This window comes from Microvirga brassicacearum (assembly GCF_008757455.1).
Taxonomy (GTDB): domain Bacteria; phylum Pseudomonadota; class Alphaproteobacteria; order Rhizobiales; family Beijerinckiaceae; genus Microvirga; species Microvirga brassicacearum.
In genome coordinates this window covers 78,292-95,980 of the sequence record NZ_VCMV01000013.1, presented here as the reverse complement: position 1 = coordinate 95,980, position 17,689 = coordinate 78,292, and the positions used below count along the sequence as shown (strand labels likewise).

General features: G+C 60.2%; 14 protein-coding genes. 7 read left to right on the top strand and 7 right to left on the bottom strand.

What is annotated here, in order from left to right; translation table 11 throughout:
• Window positions 1–94: 94 nt before the first annotated feature.
• Together FEZ63_RS08065 and FEZ63_RS25555 are read left to right on the top strand one after the other, a co-directional pair.
• The gene (locus FEZ63_RS08065; protein WP_244622706.1) at window positions 95–838 is read left to right on the top strand and encodes an AraC family transcriptional regulator ligand-binding domain-containing protein; all 744 of its coding nucleotides are present in this window, start codon (window positions 95–97) and stop codon (window positions 836–838) included.
• A gap of 14 nt (window positions 839–852) precedes the next feature.
• Entirely contained in the window at window positions 853–1,095 is a 243-nt protein-coding gene (locus tag FEZ63_RS25555) for a helix-turn-helix transcriptional regulator (protein ID WP_244622740.1), read from the top strand.
• Window positions 1,096–1,467: 372 nt separating this feature from the next.
• Here FEZ63_RS25555 and FEZ63_RS25550 read toward each other — a convergent pair whose 3' ends face one another.
• Entirely contained in the window at window positions 1,468–1,650 is a 183-nt protein-coding gene (locus FEZ63_RS25550) for a hypothetical protein (protein ID WP_244622705.1), read from the bottom strand.
• 519 nt (window positions 1,651–2,169) lie between these two features.
• Here FEZ63_RS25550 and FEZ63_RS25545 point away from each other — a divergent pair.
• Window positions 2,170–5,850 (top strand): NACHT domain-containing protein, encoded by a 3,681-nt coding sequence (locus FEZ63_RS25545; RefSeq protein WP_244622704.1) that lies wholly within the window; start codon window positions 2,170–2,172, stop codon window positions 5,848–5,850.
• 14 nt (window positions 5,851–5,864) lie between these two features.
• A complete protein-coding gene (locus tag FEZ63_RS25540) occupies window positions 5,865–7,784 on the top strand; it encodes a hypothetical protein (protein ID WP_244622703.1) in 1,920 nt (639 codons plus the stop codon).
• A 529-nt stretch (window positions 7,785–8,313) separates the two neighbouring features.
• On the opposite strand, the gene FEZ63_RS08055 is transcribed toward FEZ63_RS25540, so the two are convergent.
• The 4 genes from FEZ63_RS08055 to FEZ63_RS08040 form a co-directional block, all read right to left on the bottom strand.
• On the bottom strand, window positions 8,314–8,817 hold the full coding sequence (locus FEZ63_RS08055; protein WP_244622702.1) for an NAD-dependent epimerase/dehydratase family protein: 504 nt from the start codon (window positions 8,815–8,817) through the stop codon (window positions 8,314–8,316).
• A gap of 58 nt (window positions 8,818–8,875) precedes the next feature.
• Entirely contained in the window at window positions 8,876–9,532 is a 657-nt protein-coding gene (locus tag FEZ63_RS08050) for an SDR family oxidoreductase (RefSeq protein ID WP_150943152.1), read from the bottom strand.
• Window positions 9,533–9,611: 79 nt separating this feature from the next.
• Window positions 9,612–9,992 carry a nuclear transport factor 2 family protein gene (locus FEZ63_RS08045; protein ID WP_150943150.1) on the bottom strand — a complete coding sequence of 127 codons (381 nt, stop codon included), beginning with the start codon at window positions 9,990–9,992 and terminating at the stop codon, window positions 9,612–9,614.
• A 63-nt stretch (window positions 9,993–10,055) separates the two neighbouring features.
• Entirely contained in the window at window positions 10,056–11,213 is a 1,158-nt protein-coding gene (locus tag FEZ63_RS08040) for an NADH:flavin oxidoreductase/NADH oxidase (RefSeq protein WP_150943148.1), read from the bottom strand.
• A 147-nt stretch (window positions 11,214–11,360) separates the two neighbouring features.
• Between FEZ63_RS08040 and FEZ63_RS08035 the strand changes: the two genes are divergently transcribed.
• From FEZ63_RS08035 to FEZ63_RS08025, 3 genes are all read left to right on the top strand, one after another.
• Window positions 11,361–11,990 (top strand): TetR/AcrR family transcriptional regulator, encoded by a 630-nt coding sequence (locus FEZ63_RS08035; protein WP_150943146.1) that lies wholly within the window; start codon window positions 11,361–11,363, stop codon window positions 11,988–11,990.
• Window positions 11,991–12,008: 18 nt separating this feature from the next.
• On the top strand, window positions 12,009–12,287 hold the full coding sequence (locus FEZ63_RS08030; protein ID WP_150943144.1) for a hypothetical protein: 279 nt from the start codon (window positions 12,009–12,011) through the stop codon (window positions 12,285–12,287).
• 503 nt (window positions 12,288–12,790) lie between these two features.
• The gene (locus FEZ63_RS08025) at window positions 12,791–13,021 is read left to right on the top strand and encodes a hypothetical protein (protein ID WP_150943142.1); all 231 of its coding nucleotides are present in this window, start codon (window positions 12,791–12,793) and stop codon (window positions 13,019–13,021) included.
• Window positions 13,022–13,220: 199 nt separating this feature from the next.
• Here FEZ63_RS08025 and FEZ63_RS08020 read toward each other — a convergent pair whose 3' ends face one another.
• Window positions 13,221–16,007 (bottom strand): UvrD-helicase domain-containing protein, encoded by a 2,787-nt coding sequence (locus FEZ63_RS08020; RefSeq protein ID WP_150943140.1) that lies wholly within the window; start codon window positions 16,005–16,007, stop codon window positions 13,221–13,223.
• A gap of 254 nt (window positions 16,008–16,261) precedes the next feature.
• Complete coding sequence (locus FEZ63_RS08015) at window positions 16,262–17,515, bottom strand: hypothetical protein (protein WP_162419705.1); 1,254 nt, start codon at window positions 17,513–17,515, stop codon at window positions 16,262–16,264.
• Between the last annotated feature and the right edge of the window lie 174 nt (window positions 17,516–17,689).

Here is a 17,689-nt window from a genome sequence, read left to right as displayed (position 1 = left end):
GCCAATTGCGACCGGCTATGCTCGTCTCCGCCGGTCGCGAATCCCCCGTGATTCGGTTTTGTGAAAAGCATCAACCCGGTTGCGGCGAGGTCCGATGGCTGATATCCCCTTGACGCGCGGCCAGTTCCTGCTGCCCTTCGTCAGCATCCTCGACGAAATCGGCGCTCCGACGGAGACGCTCCTGGAGAGGTCTCGGCTGCCATCATCCCTAGCCGAAAAGAGCGACCTCTACCTCCCGCTCCTGCCAGCGCTGCGCTTCGTCGAGACTGCCCAGAGAACCCAGGGCATCGAGGATTTCGGTTTTCTCGCCACCCGGCGCCTGCATTTCTCCCATTTGAGGGAAAAGACACGGGCCCTGATCGCGCATTCCCCGACGCTGCTCGTCGCGCTCCGGCACGCTTGCCATTGGGCGTCGCGGGAAGACACCATTCTGAGCATGTGGATCGAACATGACGCGGATCATGTGCGGGTCTGCAGCAGGCTCGCCGGCACAACCGGGCTCCTGCATCTGAAATACGCGCAATGGATCCAGAATATTTTCCCGATCTACATCGTCCGGCAATTCGCTGGGCCCGACTGGATGCCGACGGCGATTGCCTTTGAATCGTCTTATGCGCCGAGCCCGGCAACGCGATCGTCCTGGCCGAATGTGCGGTTTCTGTCTCATCAGCATGCCGCTTGGATCAGCATGCCGATCACGCTTCTCAGCCTCTCCAACCGGTCGACCGCCTTGTTTGCGCCGCCGCGGGACCAGGAGGACGGCCCGCCCGGTTACGACATCGTCGAACTGCTCAAGCTGATGCTGCCTGCTTATCTCGAAAGGGAACAACGGCGCTAGCCGACGTCGCCGACATCGCAGGCGTTAGTACGCGGACGCTTCAACGCAAGCTCGCCCATCTCGGCCTTACCTATTCGGACATACTCAAAATGGCAAGATATGAGAATGCGAGCCGGCTTCTGCGCGACACCGATTGCAGGATCATCGATGTCGCCTTTTCCTCCGGCTACACGGACCCTGCGCATTTCAGCCGCGCCTTCCGCCGGATGGCGGGCGCCACGCCGCGTCAGTTTCGTGAGCAATCGCGCCTTGGCTAAGCGTCCGCTATCGCACATACGAAGTCCTGAAGCTGCCAGTCTGCTGACGGCCCCCAGAATTGTCGCAAGCTGATTGGCAAATGCGCGCCCGGGCGTTGGGCCGGGAGAACTCCGGACGGGACCGCCCCGGCCCAACCGAAACGCACTTCGCGACGGTGACTAAATCAATGATATCCGCCAGAGCCGGACATTCCCCGGTTAAAAGCTCGGAATTGGCTGTTTTGGCGCTTTTGCGGCATGTATGCGCCGGCTTATTAGCGCGAAAGGTCGGAAGTAGTGCCAACAATCGACAATGCAAGTGATACTGTTCGCGCATCCCGCGCCGGCCACACCTTTCACGAAAGGTGGGCCGCACGCCGCGCGTTGCAGCTTCTATTTCCAAGCGATGGCCTCAATGCCATTGCTGTCGAGAATATTTCGCATACCGAAACCTCCAGCCCCGGTCAGCGTGCTGAGGAAGTCGCTGACCTCGTCTTCTATTACGGGTCCGGAGACAATTTCGAAAGCTGCACCCGACTCGAAACCGTGCAGTTCAAATACCGGCTCGACGAGCAACCCGTAACGGCCTCCTACCTCAAGAAGACCGTTCAGAAGTTTGCCGACACGATCGTTGGCTACGAAGTCACGCTCTCGGCGACGGATGTGGATGCGAAGGCCTCCTTCATATTCGTCACCAATGCGCCCTTTTCAGACTCCCTCTGGAAAGCGATCGCCTCGGTCATAGATGGAAGCACACCGTCCGACCCCGGTGCCGCAACGCAGGCCAGAAATCTCCGGCGCTGGTGCACCGAACGCAAGCTCTCCGACCCTGCACGCCTCTTCAGGTGCACAGTCTTCAAGGCCGCCGAGGAAGGCCTCGCGGCTCAGGACAGGGCCCTGAAACGGACCTTGACGGACTGGTCTGCGGGCGAAGACATCGAAGCGAAAGCCCGACTCTTCGAGCTACAGAATCTTGTCGTTAAGAAAGCCGGACCTTCCGGCCAGACGAACAACCTCATCCGTCGCGAAGATATCCTTCACGCACTGGATTGCGAGGTCGAAGATCTTTTTCCGGCCGCAGAGCGTTTCGCTCCGGTGGCCGAGGTCATCGAGAGGAAAGAGCTCACCATCGCGGCTGACCTTCTAAAAAGTCGCCTTCCCGTCTTCGTTCACGCCGATGGCGGCGTTGGAAAGACGGTTTTTGTTCAGAGCCTGGCCGCGATAATGACGAACGAATTCGAAGTTGTCGTTTTCGATTGTTTTGGCGGCGGCTCCTATCGGTCGGACAATCATTCTCGCCACTTGCCGAAGATCGGCCTTCTCCAGATCGTCAACGAGCTCGCTGCAAAAACACTCTGCGATCCAATTCTGCCGAGCGGCGACGACAACCGAAAGATCGTGCGCGCGGCGCGGCGACGACTGGCACAGGCCGCGAAGGCAGTCCGCGCACAATCGAAGAAGAGCGGCGTCCTCCTTATCATCGACGCCGCTGACAACGCGCAGCTGGAAGCCGATGCAAGAGGCGAGCAGTCCTTTGCAAAATTGCTGCTTGAAACGGTTGATGAAGAGCCCATCGAGGGTGTCGCTCTTCTTCTGACGGCCCGGCCATACCGCAAGGCAGGTGTCATAGGACGCACAACTGTGACGGAGATTGAGCTTGGTCCCTTCACAGATGGAGAGGCCAGAGCGTTCCTGGCGGCTCGGAAACCCGATGCCTCCGCTGTCGAGATAACAACCGCCTTGACCCGCTCGATGCGAAACGCTCGCGTGCTCGATTATCTCGTGCAGACTTGGGACACCAACGTCGTGGCAAGCGACGCGGCGTCTCCCATCACCGTCCCTGAAATCATCGCGCAACGATGCAGCAATATTATCGGCGACCTTCGTACTGCCGGGTGGAGCGATGCGGAAGTCGTTGAATTCTTCGTTGCGATATCTCTCCTGCCTCCCCCTATTCCGCTGGACGAACTTGCCCTGGCGCTCGGCTGGTCGATTTCTCACGCAAGGACAGCAGCTTCCGATCTCGCGCCCTTCCTCGAGATGACTTCGCACGGGGTCATCTTCCGCGACGAGCCGACCGAAACATACATTCGGGAGACATACTCGCAGCAACCGGAAGCCCAGCGATCCATTGCCGACCGCCTCATCGCCGCTCAATCGACCTCGACATACGCAGCGGAAGCGCTTCCCCACTTCCTCGTTGTCATCAAAGACAGCAACCGTGCCTTTGCGCTCGCCGACTCGACGAGCTTTCCTACATCGGTTCAATCGGACTTCGGAAAGCGTCGCCTGACACTGGCGCGACTTCGCTCAGCCTTTCGCTTGGCCGCCAATGAAAGTGACTTCGATCGCCTCATAGGTCTGAGTATGCGGCTTGCCCAGGTCACCACCGCTAATCTTCGCGGCGACGAGTTCATCAGGCGAGCACCAGAGCTAGCCATTCTTCTCGGCGATGCGGACTCCTATCGCCGTCTTGTAGCCGACCGTACCGGCTGGAGAGGGGCAAAAAGCGCACGTCTTACAATCGCCCACCATTTTGCGCGCGATGACGCCGAAGCAGAAATCCAGAGTGAAAACACAATCCGGTGGATCAACTGGCACGTGCAGCAACCACGCGACCGGACCGAGCGCAATCCACCTGGCCCCGACGCCAAAGATTACGCGGCCATCCTGTTGCACAACGTGATTGGCGGCGCGTTTGAAAACATCGACCGGAACCTTTGCCGGTGGAACGACGGGTTTTCATTTTCGGTGTCTACCGAGCTAGTCCGACTGCTGGAGCTCTACGACACCGTCATCCTTCGAAACCTCGTAGAGTTCGCAACCAGTGATAAGTGTCGCTCGAAGATGCTCCAGCTTAGGTTGTTAGCTCTTCCGAGGCTGCTCACGCAAAAGCAGATCAAGCTGCTTTCCGCCGCGATCGGGACACCTTCGCCTATCGAGAACGATGAGAGCGAAAGCTTCTCGCTTCAGCCGCCAAAGAGCAGCACTGGGGAGATCATAGGAGCTGCATTGACGGCTCTCGTTTCGAGCTCCCGAAAAGCGGCCGCCACTATCCTCAGAAGTGTCGTTGTCGATCGCCCGTCCGCCTACGACTATAGCGACCAATATGGCTACTCTCGCGCTTGGGGACCCGTTCGCTATGCGGCTATTCGCACCTGGTCATCGGGCAAGCAACTAAAGTTTCATCATCTGCTGCCGCGGGACGTGAAGATCGACACGCCCGCAAAGGCGATTACGTCCAGGACTGAGGCCAAGACGTTTCTAAGAAGCCTGACTGAACCGAAGCCACCATCCAAACTAAAGAAAGGGGAGAAGAAAGGCGTTCAGGCAAAGTTTAGCGATAAGGAAGCCGCTGAGATAAGTGAGGGTATCGAACTCGCCCTGTCGCTCCTTCGTCCAATTGAGGAAGCGGTTCTTTCCCGGAAGGGCATTACTGCTGCGACTGTCTCTGCCTTCATGTCGGTCTGGGGCAAGTTGTTGCGCGACGATGTGCATTGGCGGGCCGATAAACCCTCGGACTTGCTCGCTCGGACGGCCGGCTTTGGATGCCTCAACATCCTGCTGACGCATGCGCAAGAGATTACGGCCGCGCAGGCAGAGGAAATCGCAACCACGCTTTCCACTGGCCGCTTCTACGTGTCTCAGAAGATCGATGTACTGTCGGAGCTTGCGAGAAACGGCGAGTTGCATAAGGCGGCGGGCCGGTTTGCGCAAGCGATCGCGGGACAAATCCGGCAAGACGACAATATCGGCCTGCGTGGTGAGTACTACTCCGATCTGGCGAGCGCCTTGGCCCCGATGAGTGTTGATGAGGCGAAGGAGTACTATCTGCAGGGCCTCGCACAGCTCGATCAGATGGGCGGAGAGAGCTACGATCAGATCTACTCGCTGCTCCATTTCGCGGCGGTCCAGAGTGGCGGGTTCCTGGCGCAGCAACTCGGCCAGCGTCTCATGAACCTCTGCCAGACTATCGTTTCCAACGATTCAAGCAAGTTCGGATGGACGCTGTTTGCGCGCGCTGCTGCTAACTCTATCGGCTTTCCTGCAATCATGAAGTTGGTCAGATGGCACGACCAGGATGTGGCGCAGCTATCCTACGGTCTGCCGCAGCTCGGGTGTTTCCTTGCCGAGAAGGGTCACCTCGACCCTCGCCGGGCAGCGTTCATACTCACAATCTGCGAGGACCATGGCTGGCATGACTGGAGATCAGGTGAGGCAATGGCTCATCTGTTGGAGATGTCGCAGCCCGTGGATCGAAAGCGCATCTTTTCCGCCATATTGTCCAAACTTAAAGCCGAGCGCCCATTTGGGGGGTGGCCCGGTCTCTGGGAAGGATATCTCACAACGGCATCCAAATTCCCGGGCCTCATTACGGCCAGTGATGTAGCTGAGCTAGAGGCGCTTAGGTCTGAGGCACAAACGAAGCAGGATGAGTTCAATTCCCGAAACAGCTCGTCGCGTGATTTTGTCACCAACGCCCCTGCAAAGCCAACTGAAGGGGAAGTTGCAGGTCGCATCGCTGAATGGGTTGCCAGGTGCGACGTTTCCAGCGCGCCTTCGATCGACAGCATTCTGAAAGAGATCGGCCTTGCCGAGAACCTCCCGTACGACACCCGCCAGCGCTTCATCCTGGCACTTCGCGCGGCCTGTCCTTATGCGGAGCGCCTTCCTTTTCTCCTTGCGGTCATCGACGCGACAGATTTTGGCTACGCTCAATCGCTCGACATCGTGTCGGAATGCATCGCCAGTGGAAAAGCTCCTCGGCTCACTTAGTCTCTCAGACAGGATTGCTCGCCAAACGCCTTTTCGACGCGAAGGGCATTGAACTGTTCGAGGGCCAATTCTCCAGTGTCTCTCGCGGAATCCAACAGCTAGCGGATTTCTGCGGTGATAGCCGACTGGTGCTTGAGCTTATCATCCGCAAAGTGGTGGCCGATGAGGCAGAGCTCGACGGCGATCAATGGCTGCAGCTTGCGACAGCCCTTTGTGACCTGGCATCGGGACCAGCGAGCCTCGCGGGCCTGGAATTGATCCTCTCGGGACCGGCCTCTCGTTTCGCTGATGAGATCGGCGAAGGGCCTTTGCGCCCAGAGCAAATTCAAAGCGTGGGCGAAACAGATCTGCTGGCTGATCTGCTGTGGCATCTTCTCGGCGATAGTGATGCGTATATCCGGTGGACGGTTGCGAGAGGCATAAGCGATTTGGTGCACCTCGGTCTGATGGAAGAAGTCGACGCGCTGCTTGCACGGTTCGATCTGAGAAGCATCCCCGCGCTCGCATCCACCGAACACCCTCTTTCCTTTCAGAACTCTCAGCAGTGGCTGTTGATGGGATTGGCTCGGGCGACATGGCGTGAGCCCGGCGTACTGGCAAGTTTGCGGCCCACTCTCCTCAAGCTTACGAAGAGGGAGGATATTCACCTCGTCAACAAGACGCATCTGTTGCGGGCGCTCGCTAACATCGACGGCGGGTTACAAGAACGCGATGTGGCCGCCTTGCGAAGCGCTAACGATGAGCCTGCCCAGGGCGTTATCGTCAAAGATTCCTACCCCTCTGGCGCCGGCCCTGAGACTACGTTTCACTTCGACTACGACTTCAAAAAGACGGAGATTTCCGGTCTAGCGCGGCGGTTCAACATCCCCCAAGCAAGTGTCGTTGAGGCGATGGAGAAGGAGATATCCCGGCTTTGGCCAGAAGCGACCTCAATGGACTTCTTTCCCGGTCGATCCCGCTATCAGTGGGACGTGAGCGATCGTTATGAGTTTTATCGGGAGCATGTCCAACGACATGCCTTGCTGAGTGCCGCTACCACCTTGTCCAAGCGCGTCCCCGTCGTCATCAAGAGCTACGAGGTCGATGAGGAGTCACCATGGATTGGTTGGCGCGATCGCTATGACGTGACGTTCGATGATGGGTCGTGGTTGTCGGACAGAAAAGATCGGGTGCCGCTACAGGCGGGCGAGAACTTCCTCGGCAAGAGGATAAATCGACAAGACACTCTGAGAGACCAGGAAACCATCCTTCGCCAGCTTGGCTTCTTGCCTGCTGCGAAGGAAGCGCTTCTACCGATCTATGGCAGATGGACGGCGCCGGACGGTGTGACAGTCAGCGTCACTTCGGCGCTGACAGATCAGAAAGGCGCAGTCGGCAGGTGCAAAGATTTCGCCACACGGCCGGCAGGTGACTTCTGGCTCCCTGAGTTCTGGGATGGCGGCTACTACGATCATCGCGACCGTCAGGAGAGCCCGTTTGCTCCATTGATCTGGGCCCCGGAGTCACATGGCCTCGGTATCGACGAAGGTGACGAGCTTGCGGCTCAGGGTCCGGCGATCCGTCCTCGCCTTGGAATTGACTTAACCATGCCGCTTGGCATTCACCAGAAGACAGTCTCGACAGACTGGCTCGCGGCCGACGGCAGTCTTGCATTGCGGAGCCAGGTTTGGGGAAGCTGGAAACCGGACCCCGATCAGCGCCGCTCGCGTCATCATGATGACGGAGAAATTCTCTGGGCGTCACCAACCTGGCTAGACGGCGCTCTGAAAGGCATGAAGCAGCAGCTCGTTACCACGATCACTTTAAGGAAGTACAAGTCGTCGAGAGATTATGACGATTCCACAGGAGTGAAATTGGTTCTAGTAGGGCTACGGCAGAAGGACGGAGGCATGCGATTCTGGCACGCGAAGAAGGCCTCTAGCCAAGACTACTAGCCCCTAACCACGACAAGCTCGGCATTGACGGGGATCCTGCGCGAAGCGCTGGGGCAATGCCGTTATCGCTACCCGCGCTTCGATGACACGCAGCCGTTGTGACGAGTCTGACAGCGTAGTCTACGCCCGCTTGGGCCACTTCCGGCCCTAGGCTTCCATCGACGGTATGTCCGCTTCTCGTTGAACGTCCCCAATAGCGGACTGTCCGCTACCGGCCCCAGAATTGTCGCAAGCCGATTGGCAAATGCGCGCCGCGAAGCGGACGTTCGATGTACTTCCGGAATGTGCCATTAGACGACATTCCTGGCGATACTTGATCGAACATTGCCTGTTCCGCCGAGGCTAGCCCGCCAGGGGAAAACGGAAGCGAGTGGTCTCGATCTTGTCGACAACGGCCACGCGCATCAGGTCAAGTCCCCGGAAGAGATGATATGGGTCCCGGGACGCCCCGCGATAGCCGCCTCGATCATGGCGGCAGCAATTCTTCCAGCCGGATTGATGCGCCAAGCCCGCGGAAGCGCCGGACCGATCACCGAAGAGCTTCCGCCGCGATCCGCTCGGCCGGACGGAATTCGTCCCGCTTTCCGCCGATCAAGCCCGGCCGCGCGAAGGTCAGGGAGCGAAAGCCCATTCCGGTGAGCTCTTGCTCCACCTCACCCTTCACCCGATTGTAGAAGATGTGGGAGGTCGGGTTTGCGCCGATCGCCGAGTTCAGGACGAAGGTCCGCGTTCCATGCTGCCTGGCAAGTTTGGCGACAGCGAGCGGATAACCGTGATCGACACGGCGAAAGGCCTGCTTCGAGCCGGCTGTCCGCATGGTCGTGCCAAGGGCGCAGATGACCGCGTCGGCCTGCCACCATGCCGGGTCCTCGGGCAGGCTATCGAAATCCACGACCGGTGCGAACAGCCGGGGGTGCTCGGGCAACGCGCGGCGAACGGGCGCGATCAGCCTGTCGACGCGCCGGTCCATGAGCGCCACACGCAGGACATGGCTGCCGACGAGGCCCGTTGCACCTACGAGCAGAAGCTTCATGCCAGTCAACCTCGATGCCTGCCGATTTCATTTCATTATGTTGGCGTGGGGTGAACGCCTAGCGGCTTGCGATCCGCGTCAGGGCGTCACCGATCGGCGTGTCGCCTTCCGTGAGCTCGATGATGACATGGTTCACCTCCGGTCGCTCGATGATCTCCACAAGGGTAGCGGCGACATCGTCCCGGGGAACGCTGCCGTAGGGGATGGCGACATCGGCCCGTGCCCTGCCGGTGCCGGGAGCATCCGACAGCGTTCCCGGCCGCAGGATCACCCAGTCGAGATCCGTGGCGACCAGATGGGCGTCGGCGAGCTTCTTGACGCGGATGTAGTTCTCGAAGCCTTCGGAGCGCTCGCCAGCGCGCAGGGCGTCCGGGAACACCGAGACGAGCAAGAAGCGGGAGACGCCCGCGATCCGCGCAGCCTCGACGGCGAGCTCCAGCCCGCGTCCGTCAATGGCGTTGGTCACCTCCATGCCCGCGCCACCGGCGCCGGCGGAGAAGACGATCGCGTCGCTGCCCTTCATGAGCCCGGCCAGCTCGGCCGCCGACAGCTTCGTCAGGTCCCCCAACACGGGCGTGGCACCGCGCGCAGCCAGATCGTCCGCCTGCTCGGGGTTGCGATGCAGAGCAATCGGCTGATGACCACGCCGCGCCAATTGGTTTGACATCCGGCGTGCGACCTTGCCTGCCGCCCCGATGATGAAGACTTTGGACATGGTCGTATTCTCCTGTGTCAGCGTTGTTCGTCGACATGGCGCGGACGGGATCCCGTCCGCGCCGCTCGGAAACGAGAGATCACGCGCTCGGATGCGTGTGATAGATCTTGCTGACGACGGTCCACTGGCCGTCGACCTTCAGTAGGTTGAAGAAGTCGGTGAAGCGGTAGCCGGAGATGTTGTCGGTATCGACACGCGCGCTGGCCGCGGTGCCGACGATATCGACGCGGACGATCGCAGCCTTGGCGTTGGGCGATGGCTTGAACGCGCTGTCGATCGTGTCGAACAGCCCCTGGATCGGGCCGCCGGCCAGCTTGCCGTCTTCGATGCCGAAGATGGTGGCCTTCTCGTTGAAGGCCGGCTTCATGATGGCGCTGTTGGCCTTCGCGCCGCCTTCGTTGTACTTGTTCAGCACCTCGACGATGGCGTTGTATTCGTCAACATAGGTCGGGTTGGACATCTCGTGGTTCCTTTCTTGAGAGTAGCCCCCGGAGGCTGCCGGGACAGGAAGTACCGGAAGGGTTCAGGCAGCGGCTTCCTGATCCGGAGCCCATGGGCCGAGCCTTGTGAGCTTTCGCTCACGGCCGTTCAGCCACCAGCCGATCTGCGGCGGCCAGTTGTCGAACGGGCTGTCGGGATTCGCCGCACCCAGCGCCTGCTCGGCATGCAGGGCGAAATTCGGCTCGCGCAGTGCCTCGCGCCCGAGGGCGACGAGGTCGGCTTGGCCCGAGGCCACGACCGCCTCGGCCTGGCGCGGGTCGACGATCAGACCGACGGCCATCGTCCTCAGGCCGGTCTCGGCCTTGATCCGCTCGGCATGGGGCACTTGGTAGCCGTAGCCATTGGGATACTCGTAGGGCGTGCCAATGCCGCCGGTTGAGCAGTCGACCACGTCGACGCCGATCCTGGCCAGTTCCCGCGCGAAGGCGATGCTGTCCTCGATCGTGACGCCGGCGCGGCTGCCGTCCACGGCCGAGATGCGCACGAACAGCGGCTTGTCCTTGGGCCAGATGGCGCGCAGCTCGCGGGCGATCTCCAGCGGCAGTCGCATCCGGTTCTCGCGGCTGCCGCCATACTCGTCGCTCCGCTTGTTGGTGAGCGGGGACAGAAAAGAGTTCAGGAGGTACCCGTGGGCACAGTGGAGCTCGAGCGCCTCGACGCCGGCTGCAAGTGCACGCTGGGCTGCGGCGGCGAAGTCCGTTCTCACCTTGATGATGCCTTCGGTGTCGAGTGCTGTGGGCACGAGCCAGCCTTCAGCGACCGGCAGCGCACTTGCCGAGACGATTGGCCACGGATGGTCGCCGCGGCCATGGTCCTCGGCCGCCAGCGGGCCGTCGCCGTAATACGGGCGCTGCATCGCGGCCTTCGGGCCCGCATGGGCTATCTGGATCGCGGGCACCGCGCCCTGCTTCTTCAGGAAGGTGGCGATCGATGCCAAGCCCTCGATCTGGGCGTCATCCCACAGGCCAAGGTCACCGTGGGTTATACGGCCCTCGGGTGAAACGGCAGTGGCCTCGATCATCACCAGGCCGAAGCCGCCCAGGGCGAACTTGCCGTAGTGGACAAGGTGGTAGTCGGTCGCGAAGCCATCCAATGCGTCATACTGGCACATGGGAGAGACCGCGAGGCGGTTGCGCAGCGTCACGCTGCGAAGGGTGAGTGGGTCGAATAATTGAGTCATTGTTACACTTGTTTCCGGTGCGCCTTGCGAAGGAGGCGTTGATCTGGCATTGTCAGATCATTGTAGTGATCGCTACAGACGCTATAACTGTAGTGTTCGCTACAGACAGTCAACCCCTTTCATCCCGCCAAGCTGCCAGAAACGACGATGCCGAGAGAAAAGTCCGCAATCACCCCTCACCGAAGCAAGGGACGCCCCCGCACCTTTGACCGCGCGGCGGCGCTGAACCGGGCCTTGGACGTGTTCTGGCGGCGGGGCTACGAGCCGGCATCGGTGGCCGAGCTCTGCATGGCCATGGAGGTCAATCCGCCCAGCCTCTACGCCGCCTTCGGCAACAAGGCGCAGCTCTTCATGGAAGCCGTGCACCATTACGAGAAGGTCTACTGGGATGCGGCTTGGCAGTTGCTGGAGGAGGAGCCGGACCTGCACCGGGCGATGGCCGGCTTCTTCCGCGAGGCGGCCAGGATCCTGACCTCCCAGGATGCGCCTTGCGGCTGCATGGTGGTCCTGGGTGCCGCCAACGTTTCCCCGGATGCCCAGGACGTGAACGATGCACTCAAGGCGCTGCGCCGGGAAGGGAAGGACTGCTTCCGGCACCGCCTGAGGAAGGGCGTCGAGGACGCTGACCTTCCGTCCGGGACCGACGTCGAGTCCTTGGCCCTGACGCTGAACACGGTCTTCGAAGGGATGTCGGTGCAGGCGCGTGACGGCGCCTCGCAGGCCGAGCTGGAGCGCATCGCGAGGACCGCGATGGCGTTGCTGCCCGCGCGCTCCTGAACCCTCACGAGATCCGGCATGCAAACCGCCGCTCCGGCCGATCGGACGCTGGACGGTCATGTCATGGCAAATGCCGCCGAAGCGCACGCGATGGGCACCGAGGGCAAGGACCAAAACCGTTTCGGCAACGAGTGTTTCGAGTGGCTTGCGCCCCTGCTGCGCCGCGACTTCGTGCACGGCACGATCCAGCAACTGGCCGAGGTGCCGGCCGACCGGGTCGCCGAGATCCCAGGTTTTTCGAGGAGGATCCGTTCGCGGAGCATGGGATATCGGGAGAAGGCTACCTCGCACCACTGAAGGCCTATGACGACTCCGTTTTGATATCGCCGCGAGCAAATCACCAGATGACCCCCGAGCGCAACATTCTCTACGCGCTTAACAAGCTCGACCGGCGGCGCTTTGACGAACTTGTCTCGGCAGAGCTTGAGCCTTCGTTTTTCGCCCATGCATAGCAGCTGACCGACCGGATTCCGGGTGTCCAGTCACGCACCAATGTTCATTGGCGCGACGGAGAAATCGACCTGCTGGCTTTCTGCCAGGTGACCAATCCAGATCCAGGCCAAGGCGGCAATCCCCGCCAATGGAGCCCGCATGACGCGCCAGCTCGAAACCAACACGCGCACGGCCGTTCGGCAACGGCAACTCCAAGGCTTCGAGAACATGGGGCCGGCGAAAAAGATGCTGCGATCCAGACAGCGTTCGGCGTTCGAGCGCACGAGGTGAGATGGGCGTCCGACGTCCTTTCCCGTTCGTCTTTCGGTTCCGTTTCGGCGTGGGAGGCGATCGGCGAAAGAGAGGCAATGAACCTACCGCTGCTGAAGCTCGTGACCGAACAGTTCGAGGTCGAGTCAAGTGCCGATCTTGCGACCGTCCCGGAGCGCGCGGCCAGACTCCTAGCAGAGATTGCAGATGACGGGATCCTCGGCTGGGAGAATCAGCCCCTAGATGTTTTCGGCACCGACATCATCATTCCCCTCTTGCGACTGAACAATGGCGCGATCTCCCGGTGGCGCGCCGCTGTTGTGGAGTGATGAGCGTCGCCCAGATACTACAGGAGTCAGCTAACGCACCTCAACCGCCGAAAGCAGCCCGACCGCTCCCGGCCGATGAAGACGTCCGACGCGTTGACGTCTAGCGCCAGCTGCCGGCGCAATATCGGCCCTTGGGCCGCCCGAAGGCGGGACGTTAGCCGCTTCCCGCGGGGAAAATTTGGAGGGAGCGGCTATGGCACTACTGAACTGTAGGTCGCCGTAACGCTCGCGATCTGATTTGCTTCTGCTTGCCGGAGAACACCACGTGCCTGCAGTTTGGATACTGGCTGCAGCCGACGAACGAGCGCCCGGTCTTCGTTTTCCTTTCGACCAACTGACCAACTCGGCAGGCCGGGCATTGCTGTAGCGCTTGGCCGTCGATGGTCTCGAAGCGGATCTCCTCACCCGCGACCTCGCAGAGCTCTTGGATGTAGCGCGAGGGTCGGGCACCGTCGGCCAGCAGGAAGACGCCGCGGCTGGCCCGGGTCAAGGCGACGTAGAACAGGCGTCGTTCCTCTGCGTACGCGAAGGTCTCGGGATTGGGTATCACTAGGTTCAGCAGCTCATCGTCTTCGACACGGCTCGGAACGCCATAGTCGCCCTCGCTGATGTCGAGCAGGATAGTGTAGTCCGCTTCGAGGCCCTTCGAGCGGTGGAAGGAAAGCGCCGAAACCTCGAAATGCGCGAATGCCGGCATACGGCCGGCGAACGGATCGAGATGGTTGTAGCGCCAGAGAACGAGTGCTTTTAGCTTCTGCCTTCCCGTGCCGCGCCACTGCTCCGCAATGCTTCCCAGGAACACATCCAGCCGGGATAATAACCGCAGGCAGGCTGCGCCGAAGTCCGGCCTCTCCTTTGTGCCCTCGATCGGGATGACGCGGATCGATTTGGGAATAGCGGGCCGTATCGACCGCACTAACTTCCTGAGCTGTTCTGGGTTCCGTTGAACGAAACCCGCCGCCGTCTCCGCGATCAGCTGGTTGCAGCGGTAAGTTTGCTCGAGCCGGCCTTGCCAACTTGTCCCGAAGTTCGCCTCGAACCTTGTGAAGAGGGTCACATCCGAGCCAGCAAAACGGTAGATAGATTGCCAGTCGTCGCCCACGGCGAAGAGTTTGGAGAACGGCTTCTGGTCTCGCAGCGACTTGATGAGTTTAGCCCTGGGTCCAGATATGTCCTGGAATTCGTCCACGAGGATCAGCGAGTACGGACTGGTGTACCGTTTCGTCTCAACCAGCTGCGTCGCGTCGGCGATCATGGAATCGAAATCGATCCGTCCGGCATCCACGAGCTTTTGGGAATAGGCCTCGGCGATCCTGTAAACGACGCGCGAAAATATCCGGGCGCGTTCCCTATCGTGGAGGGACTGCGCGCGCTCGAGCAGTATGTCGAGCGTCAGATGGTTCGCCCGGATGTGCTTGATGCACGTGCCGATGAGCTGGTGGTAGTGCTTGACCACCACCGGCTCCAGCGCCTTCGCAATCTCGCTATACTGCTTCGCGACGAGTGGTATCCCACGACCCTCAAGTTGTTTGCGCATGACATCGAAAATAGTGCCGTCCGCGGCCTGGGCCGATCGCGTCTCGAAGAAATCTTTCTGCCCGACCTGATAATCCCGGCGCTTTGCCTCGGCGTGGTCGACATAGTCCTTGAACGGTGAGGCGCCGTTTGCGTCGATCGCGAAATGCTCGTGCACGGTACCGGTCGCCAGATAATAGAAGTCAGGATGAATATGGCGGACGGCGCCTTCCGCATCCCGCACCTGGACTTGTCGTTCGTATTCGAACGCAACTGAGTTCAACCAGAGCCAGTTGGCGATCGACTGCTCCTGCAGCGATTTGACGTAAATTCCGGCCAGCGAGCCGATCGTCGCCTTACCCTTGGTCCGCCGCTCCGTGACGTATCGTTGGTAGTCAACCTCGCTGTCGAACGTTTCCCGGGGGATATCGGCCTTGGGATGCACGACCAGGAGATCAACCCAAAGCCGCATAAACTCCCTGTCGGAACTGGCTAGTTCAACGATGATTTCCTCAATCGCCTTGGCTTCCCCGGCGGGATGTTCGACCCAGTTGGCAAGCTGGGGCGGCCGCCCGTCGACCTCCTGGATTATGCCGCGGCCCAAGGCGTGGAAGGTCGTCACACGACATTGAAGTTTGTCGGGTTCGACCTTCAACTGCCTGGCGATGCGCTCCCTCAGCTCGTCGGCCGCGTTCTTGTTGAAGGCCAAGACCAGTATTTCGTCAGGGCGTACCAACTTCTTCTCGAGCACATACGCTACTTTGCCCACCATCGTGGCGGACTTGCCCGATCCCGCCGACGCAATGAGCAGGTTGCTGTCCTCGAGGCGGATACAGGCCTCGCGCTGCTGCCCGGACAACGACCGGCCGTCCAGGTCGTCGAAGAACGCCGCAAAAGCGGCCAGCTCGGCCACGACGAACCGCTCGTTGTAGTGATGGCGCACGTTCGGATCGGTTAGGAAGGAGTAGGAGGCCGGCAAGGCGGCCTCGAGCGTCTGCGCCATCCGCCTGGGATCGAACATGGGGTGCGAAAAGGCCGTTGCCGCCTTTCCTGGCACGCCGGCTATTGCGCTGCCGAGGTCTGAATGCGCCAAATACCGGTAGTTGTCCGTCACGACCGCGCCGAGTCTCGCGTCGATCTCACGCAGCTGATTAGTCTCGGAACGGATCAGCTCGCCCAGATATTCGTTGACGAACCCCACGAGATCGGCCGCGAGTTCGTCTGCGGCGCTTCGGCCGAGGCCCGATAGCCGATCCATCCTGGTCCTCGAGCGGATCTCAACGGCGTGCCACAGGACCCCCTTGGCGGTTTGGACCGACTCGAGGTCTAAGCATTCCAACTCGGTCTCGCCGCCGCCCGACGCCAGGCAGATACCGGCCGTCGAACGCCGACCGGGCGTCAGTTTCCAGTTCTCGCCGGAGAACAGCCGGGCGAATAGTCCGGGACGATATGTGCGGGCGCGCTTCAGCATGACTGTCTTAATCGAGGACCTGGCGGGCTTGGGCTCAGGAAGTGCGAGCTCATTCTTGTGCCGGGCTCGACAGCTGTTTGCCTTCGAGAGCGGAACGTCAACTATTTGCTGAATGCGAACTTATAGCGGACTGGCAGCTTCCGGCCACACTCATTCTCTGTGCCCCGGCTGCAGCATAGGCAATGCGTCTTGATATCTCTCGGGCTGCGGAGGTGCTTTATCATCCGTAGTGACATTCACATCCACCTCGTCGCTTAAAGCAGGTTCGTCAGCGTGGTCATTTCACGTCCTGTTATTGTATCCATGAACACACTTTCTTCGAGCCGGGTAACTTGAGCCGCGCGTACGGAGAACTTCCATGAGTCCCAAGGTTGGAACACCTGCATCTCACCGCCAGCTAGTGTGGTGCTGGTGAAAGGCCGGACGTCCTGCTGTTCTATAGTTAGATGAGTTGGCGTCTCCGAGTTGAGATAGAAATGAGTGGCATCGCGCAGCGACGCTTTGGTGTGCACGCGAGCCGCCAGTTCACCGAACTGATGGGGCAAGACTGTCACGCCCTCTAGGCCATACGGTCCTTTCTCGCCGTGAATCATCTGCAGCCCACCATCGTTTACGAAGGCGAGTCCCAACTTACCTACGCGCATCGCGATCGACTGGCCGACGATGTCTGTCGAGAGATCGAAACCATTTTCTAGACCGTCAATACGATACCAATAAAGGGTAAAGGGGAACGTGCCGTGTAGAGCGCCGAACCGCGCGGGTTTTCGAGCGCTTTGAAGCAGTAGCTGACAATGAACGAGCTCACTTATGAAATCGGCTGTCACGATGTTGCCCAGCGTTGGATCCTTTCGATCCAGCAGGAGAGCAGTTTCCTTGACCAAGATGCCGACGAGAATCTTGGCCATCCAACGTGCCACGGAAAGCCTGTCTGCGCTGGTTTCAACAGAACCGCGTTCAACTATTTCCTGCACTTCGGTCTCAATTCGGGACAGGAACCCCGTGTTGCACTCAGCACAGCAGGGAACGGTTAGACTGCGATAGGGAATGAAAGTGCCGTTGATTAGCGTAAGCCGCTCGTCGAATAGCCCGAACCTTGTTTGAAGCCACTTTGGGAACACGTGTTCGCCGACCCCTGTCGTCGGCTGGTCTCCGCAGACGAAACAGCGTCTTGCACGGATATTGTCGCCATCTACGGCACGTTCGACCTTTATCATGACGTAGTCGTTGTGGGGGTCAAAACCCTTAACCTCAAACATTCGACCTAGCCTTCTGTATTTGATTTTCCGCTGCGTGATCTGCCAATCCGGGACCTTAGCCCGATTGGCTTGAAGGTCCGCTATTCGCCTCGCGGTGCCTAAAGCTGCCAGCCCGCTGTCGGCCCATTGCGGTTCTTCCAGAACGCGCGGCCAAAGGGCCACTTTTGGCGCGACCGCGACCTGCCGTTTGGCTCTCCCAATGTCGGCCGTCGGGGTCCGGTTGAAGCGGCTTCGGCGACCGACCTTGTTCACCACCAACTACGATTTATTCAATGAGACAGCAATGGTCCGCCCTGCCCTGCCCTGCCCTACGCCAGCGGCTTCTCGGCGTGATCGAGCGTCGCTTCAATCCTGCCACCTTCCGTTCTGCGTTGGCCGAACAACTCGACCTCACGGGCCGTAAATGGTCAGCTGTCGATGGCTCGT

Coding starts and splice junctions, on each gene's coding strand:
- FEZ63_RS08065 (WP_244622706.1), top strand. CDS start 95: ATGGCTGATATCCCCTTGACGCGCGGCCAGTTCCTGCTGCCCTTCGTC.
- FEZ63_RS08055 (WP_244622702.1), bottom strand. CDS start 8,817: ATGAAGCTTCTGCTCGTAGGTGCAACGGGCCTCGTCGGCAGCCATGTC.
- FEZ63_RS08050 (WP_150943152.1), bottom strand. CDS start 9,532: ATGTCCAAAGTCTTCATCATCGGGGCGGCAGGCAAGGTCGCACGCCGG.
- FEZ63_RS08045 (WP_150943150.1), bottom strand. CDS start 9,992: ATGTCCAACCCGACCTATGTTGACGAATACAACGCCATCGTCGAGGTG.
- FEZ63_RS08040 (WP_150943148.1), bottom strand. CDS start 11,213: ATGACTCAATTATTCGACCCACTCACCCTTCGCAGCGTGACGCTGCGC.
- FEZ63_RS08035 (WP_150943146.1), top strand. CDS start 11,361: ATGCCGAGAGAAAAGTCCGCAATCACCCCTCACCGAAGCAAGGGACGC.
- FEZ63_RS08030 (WP_150943144.1), top strand. CDS start 12,009: ATGCAAACCGCCGCTCCGGCCGATCGGACGCTGGACGGTCATGTCATG.
- FEZ63_RS08025 (WP_150943142.1), top strand. CDS start 12,791: ATGAACCTACCGCTGCTGAAGCTCGTGACCGAACAGTTCGAGGTCGAG.
- FEZ63_RS08020 (WP_150943140.1), bottom strand. CDS start 16,007: ATGCTGAAGCGCGCCCGCACATATCGTCCCGGACTATTCGCCCGGCTG.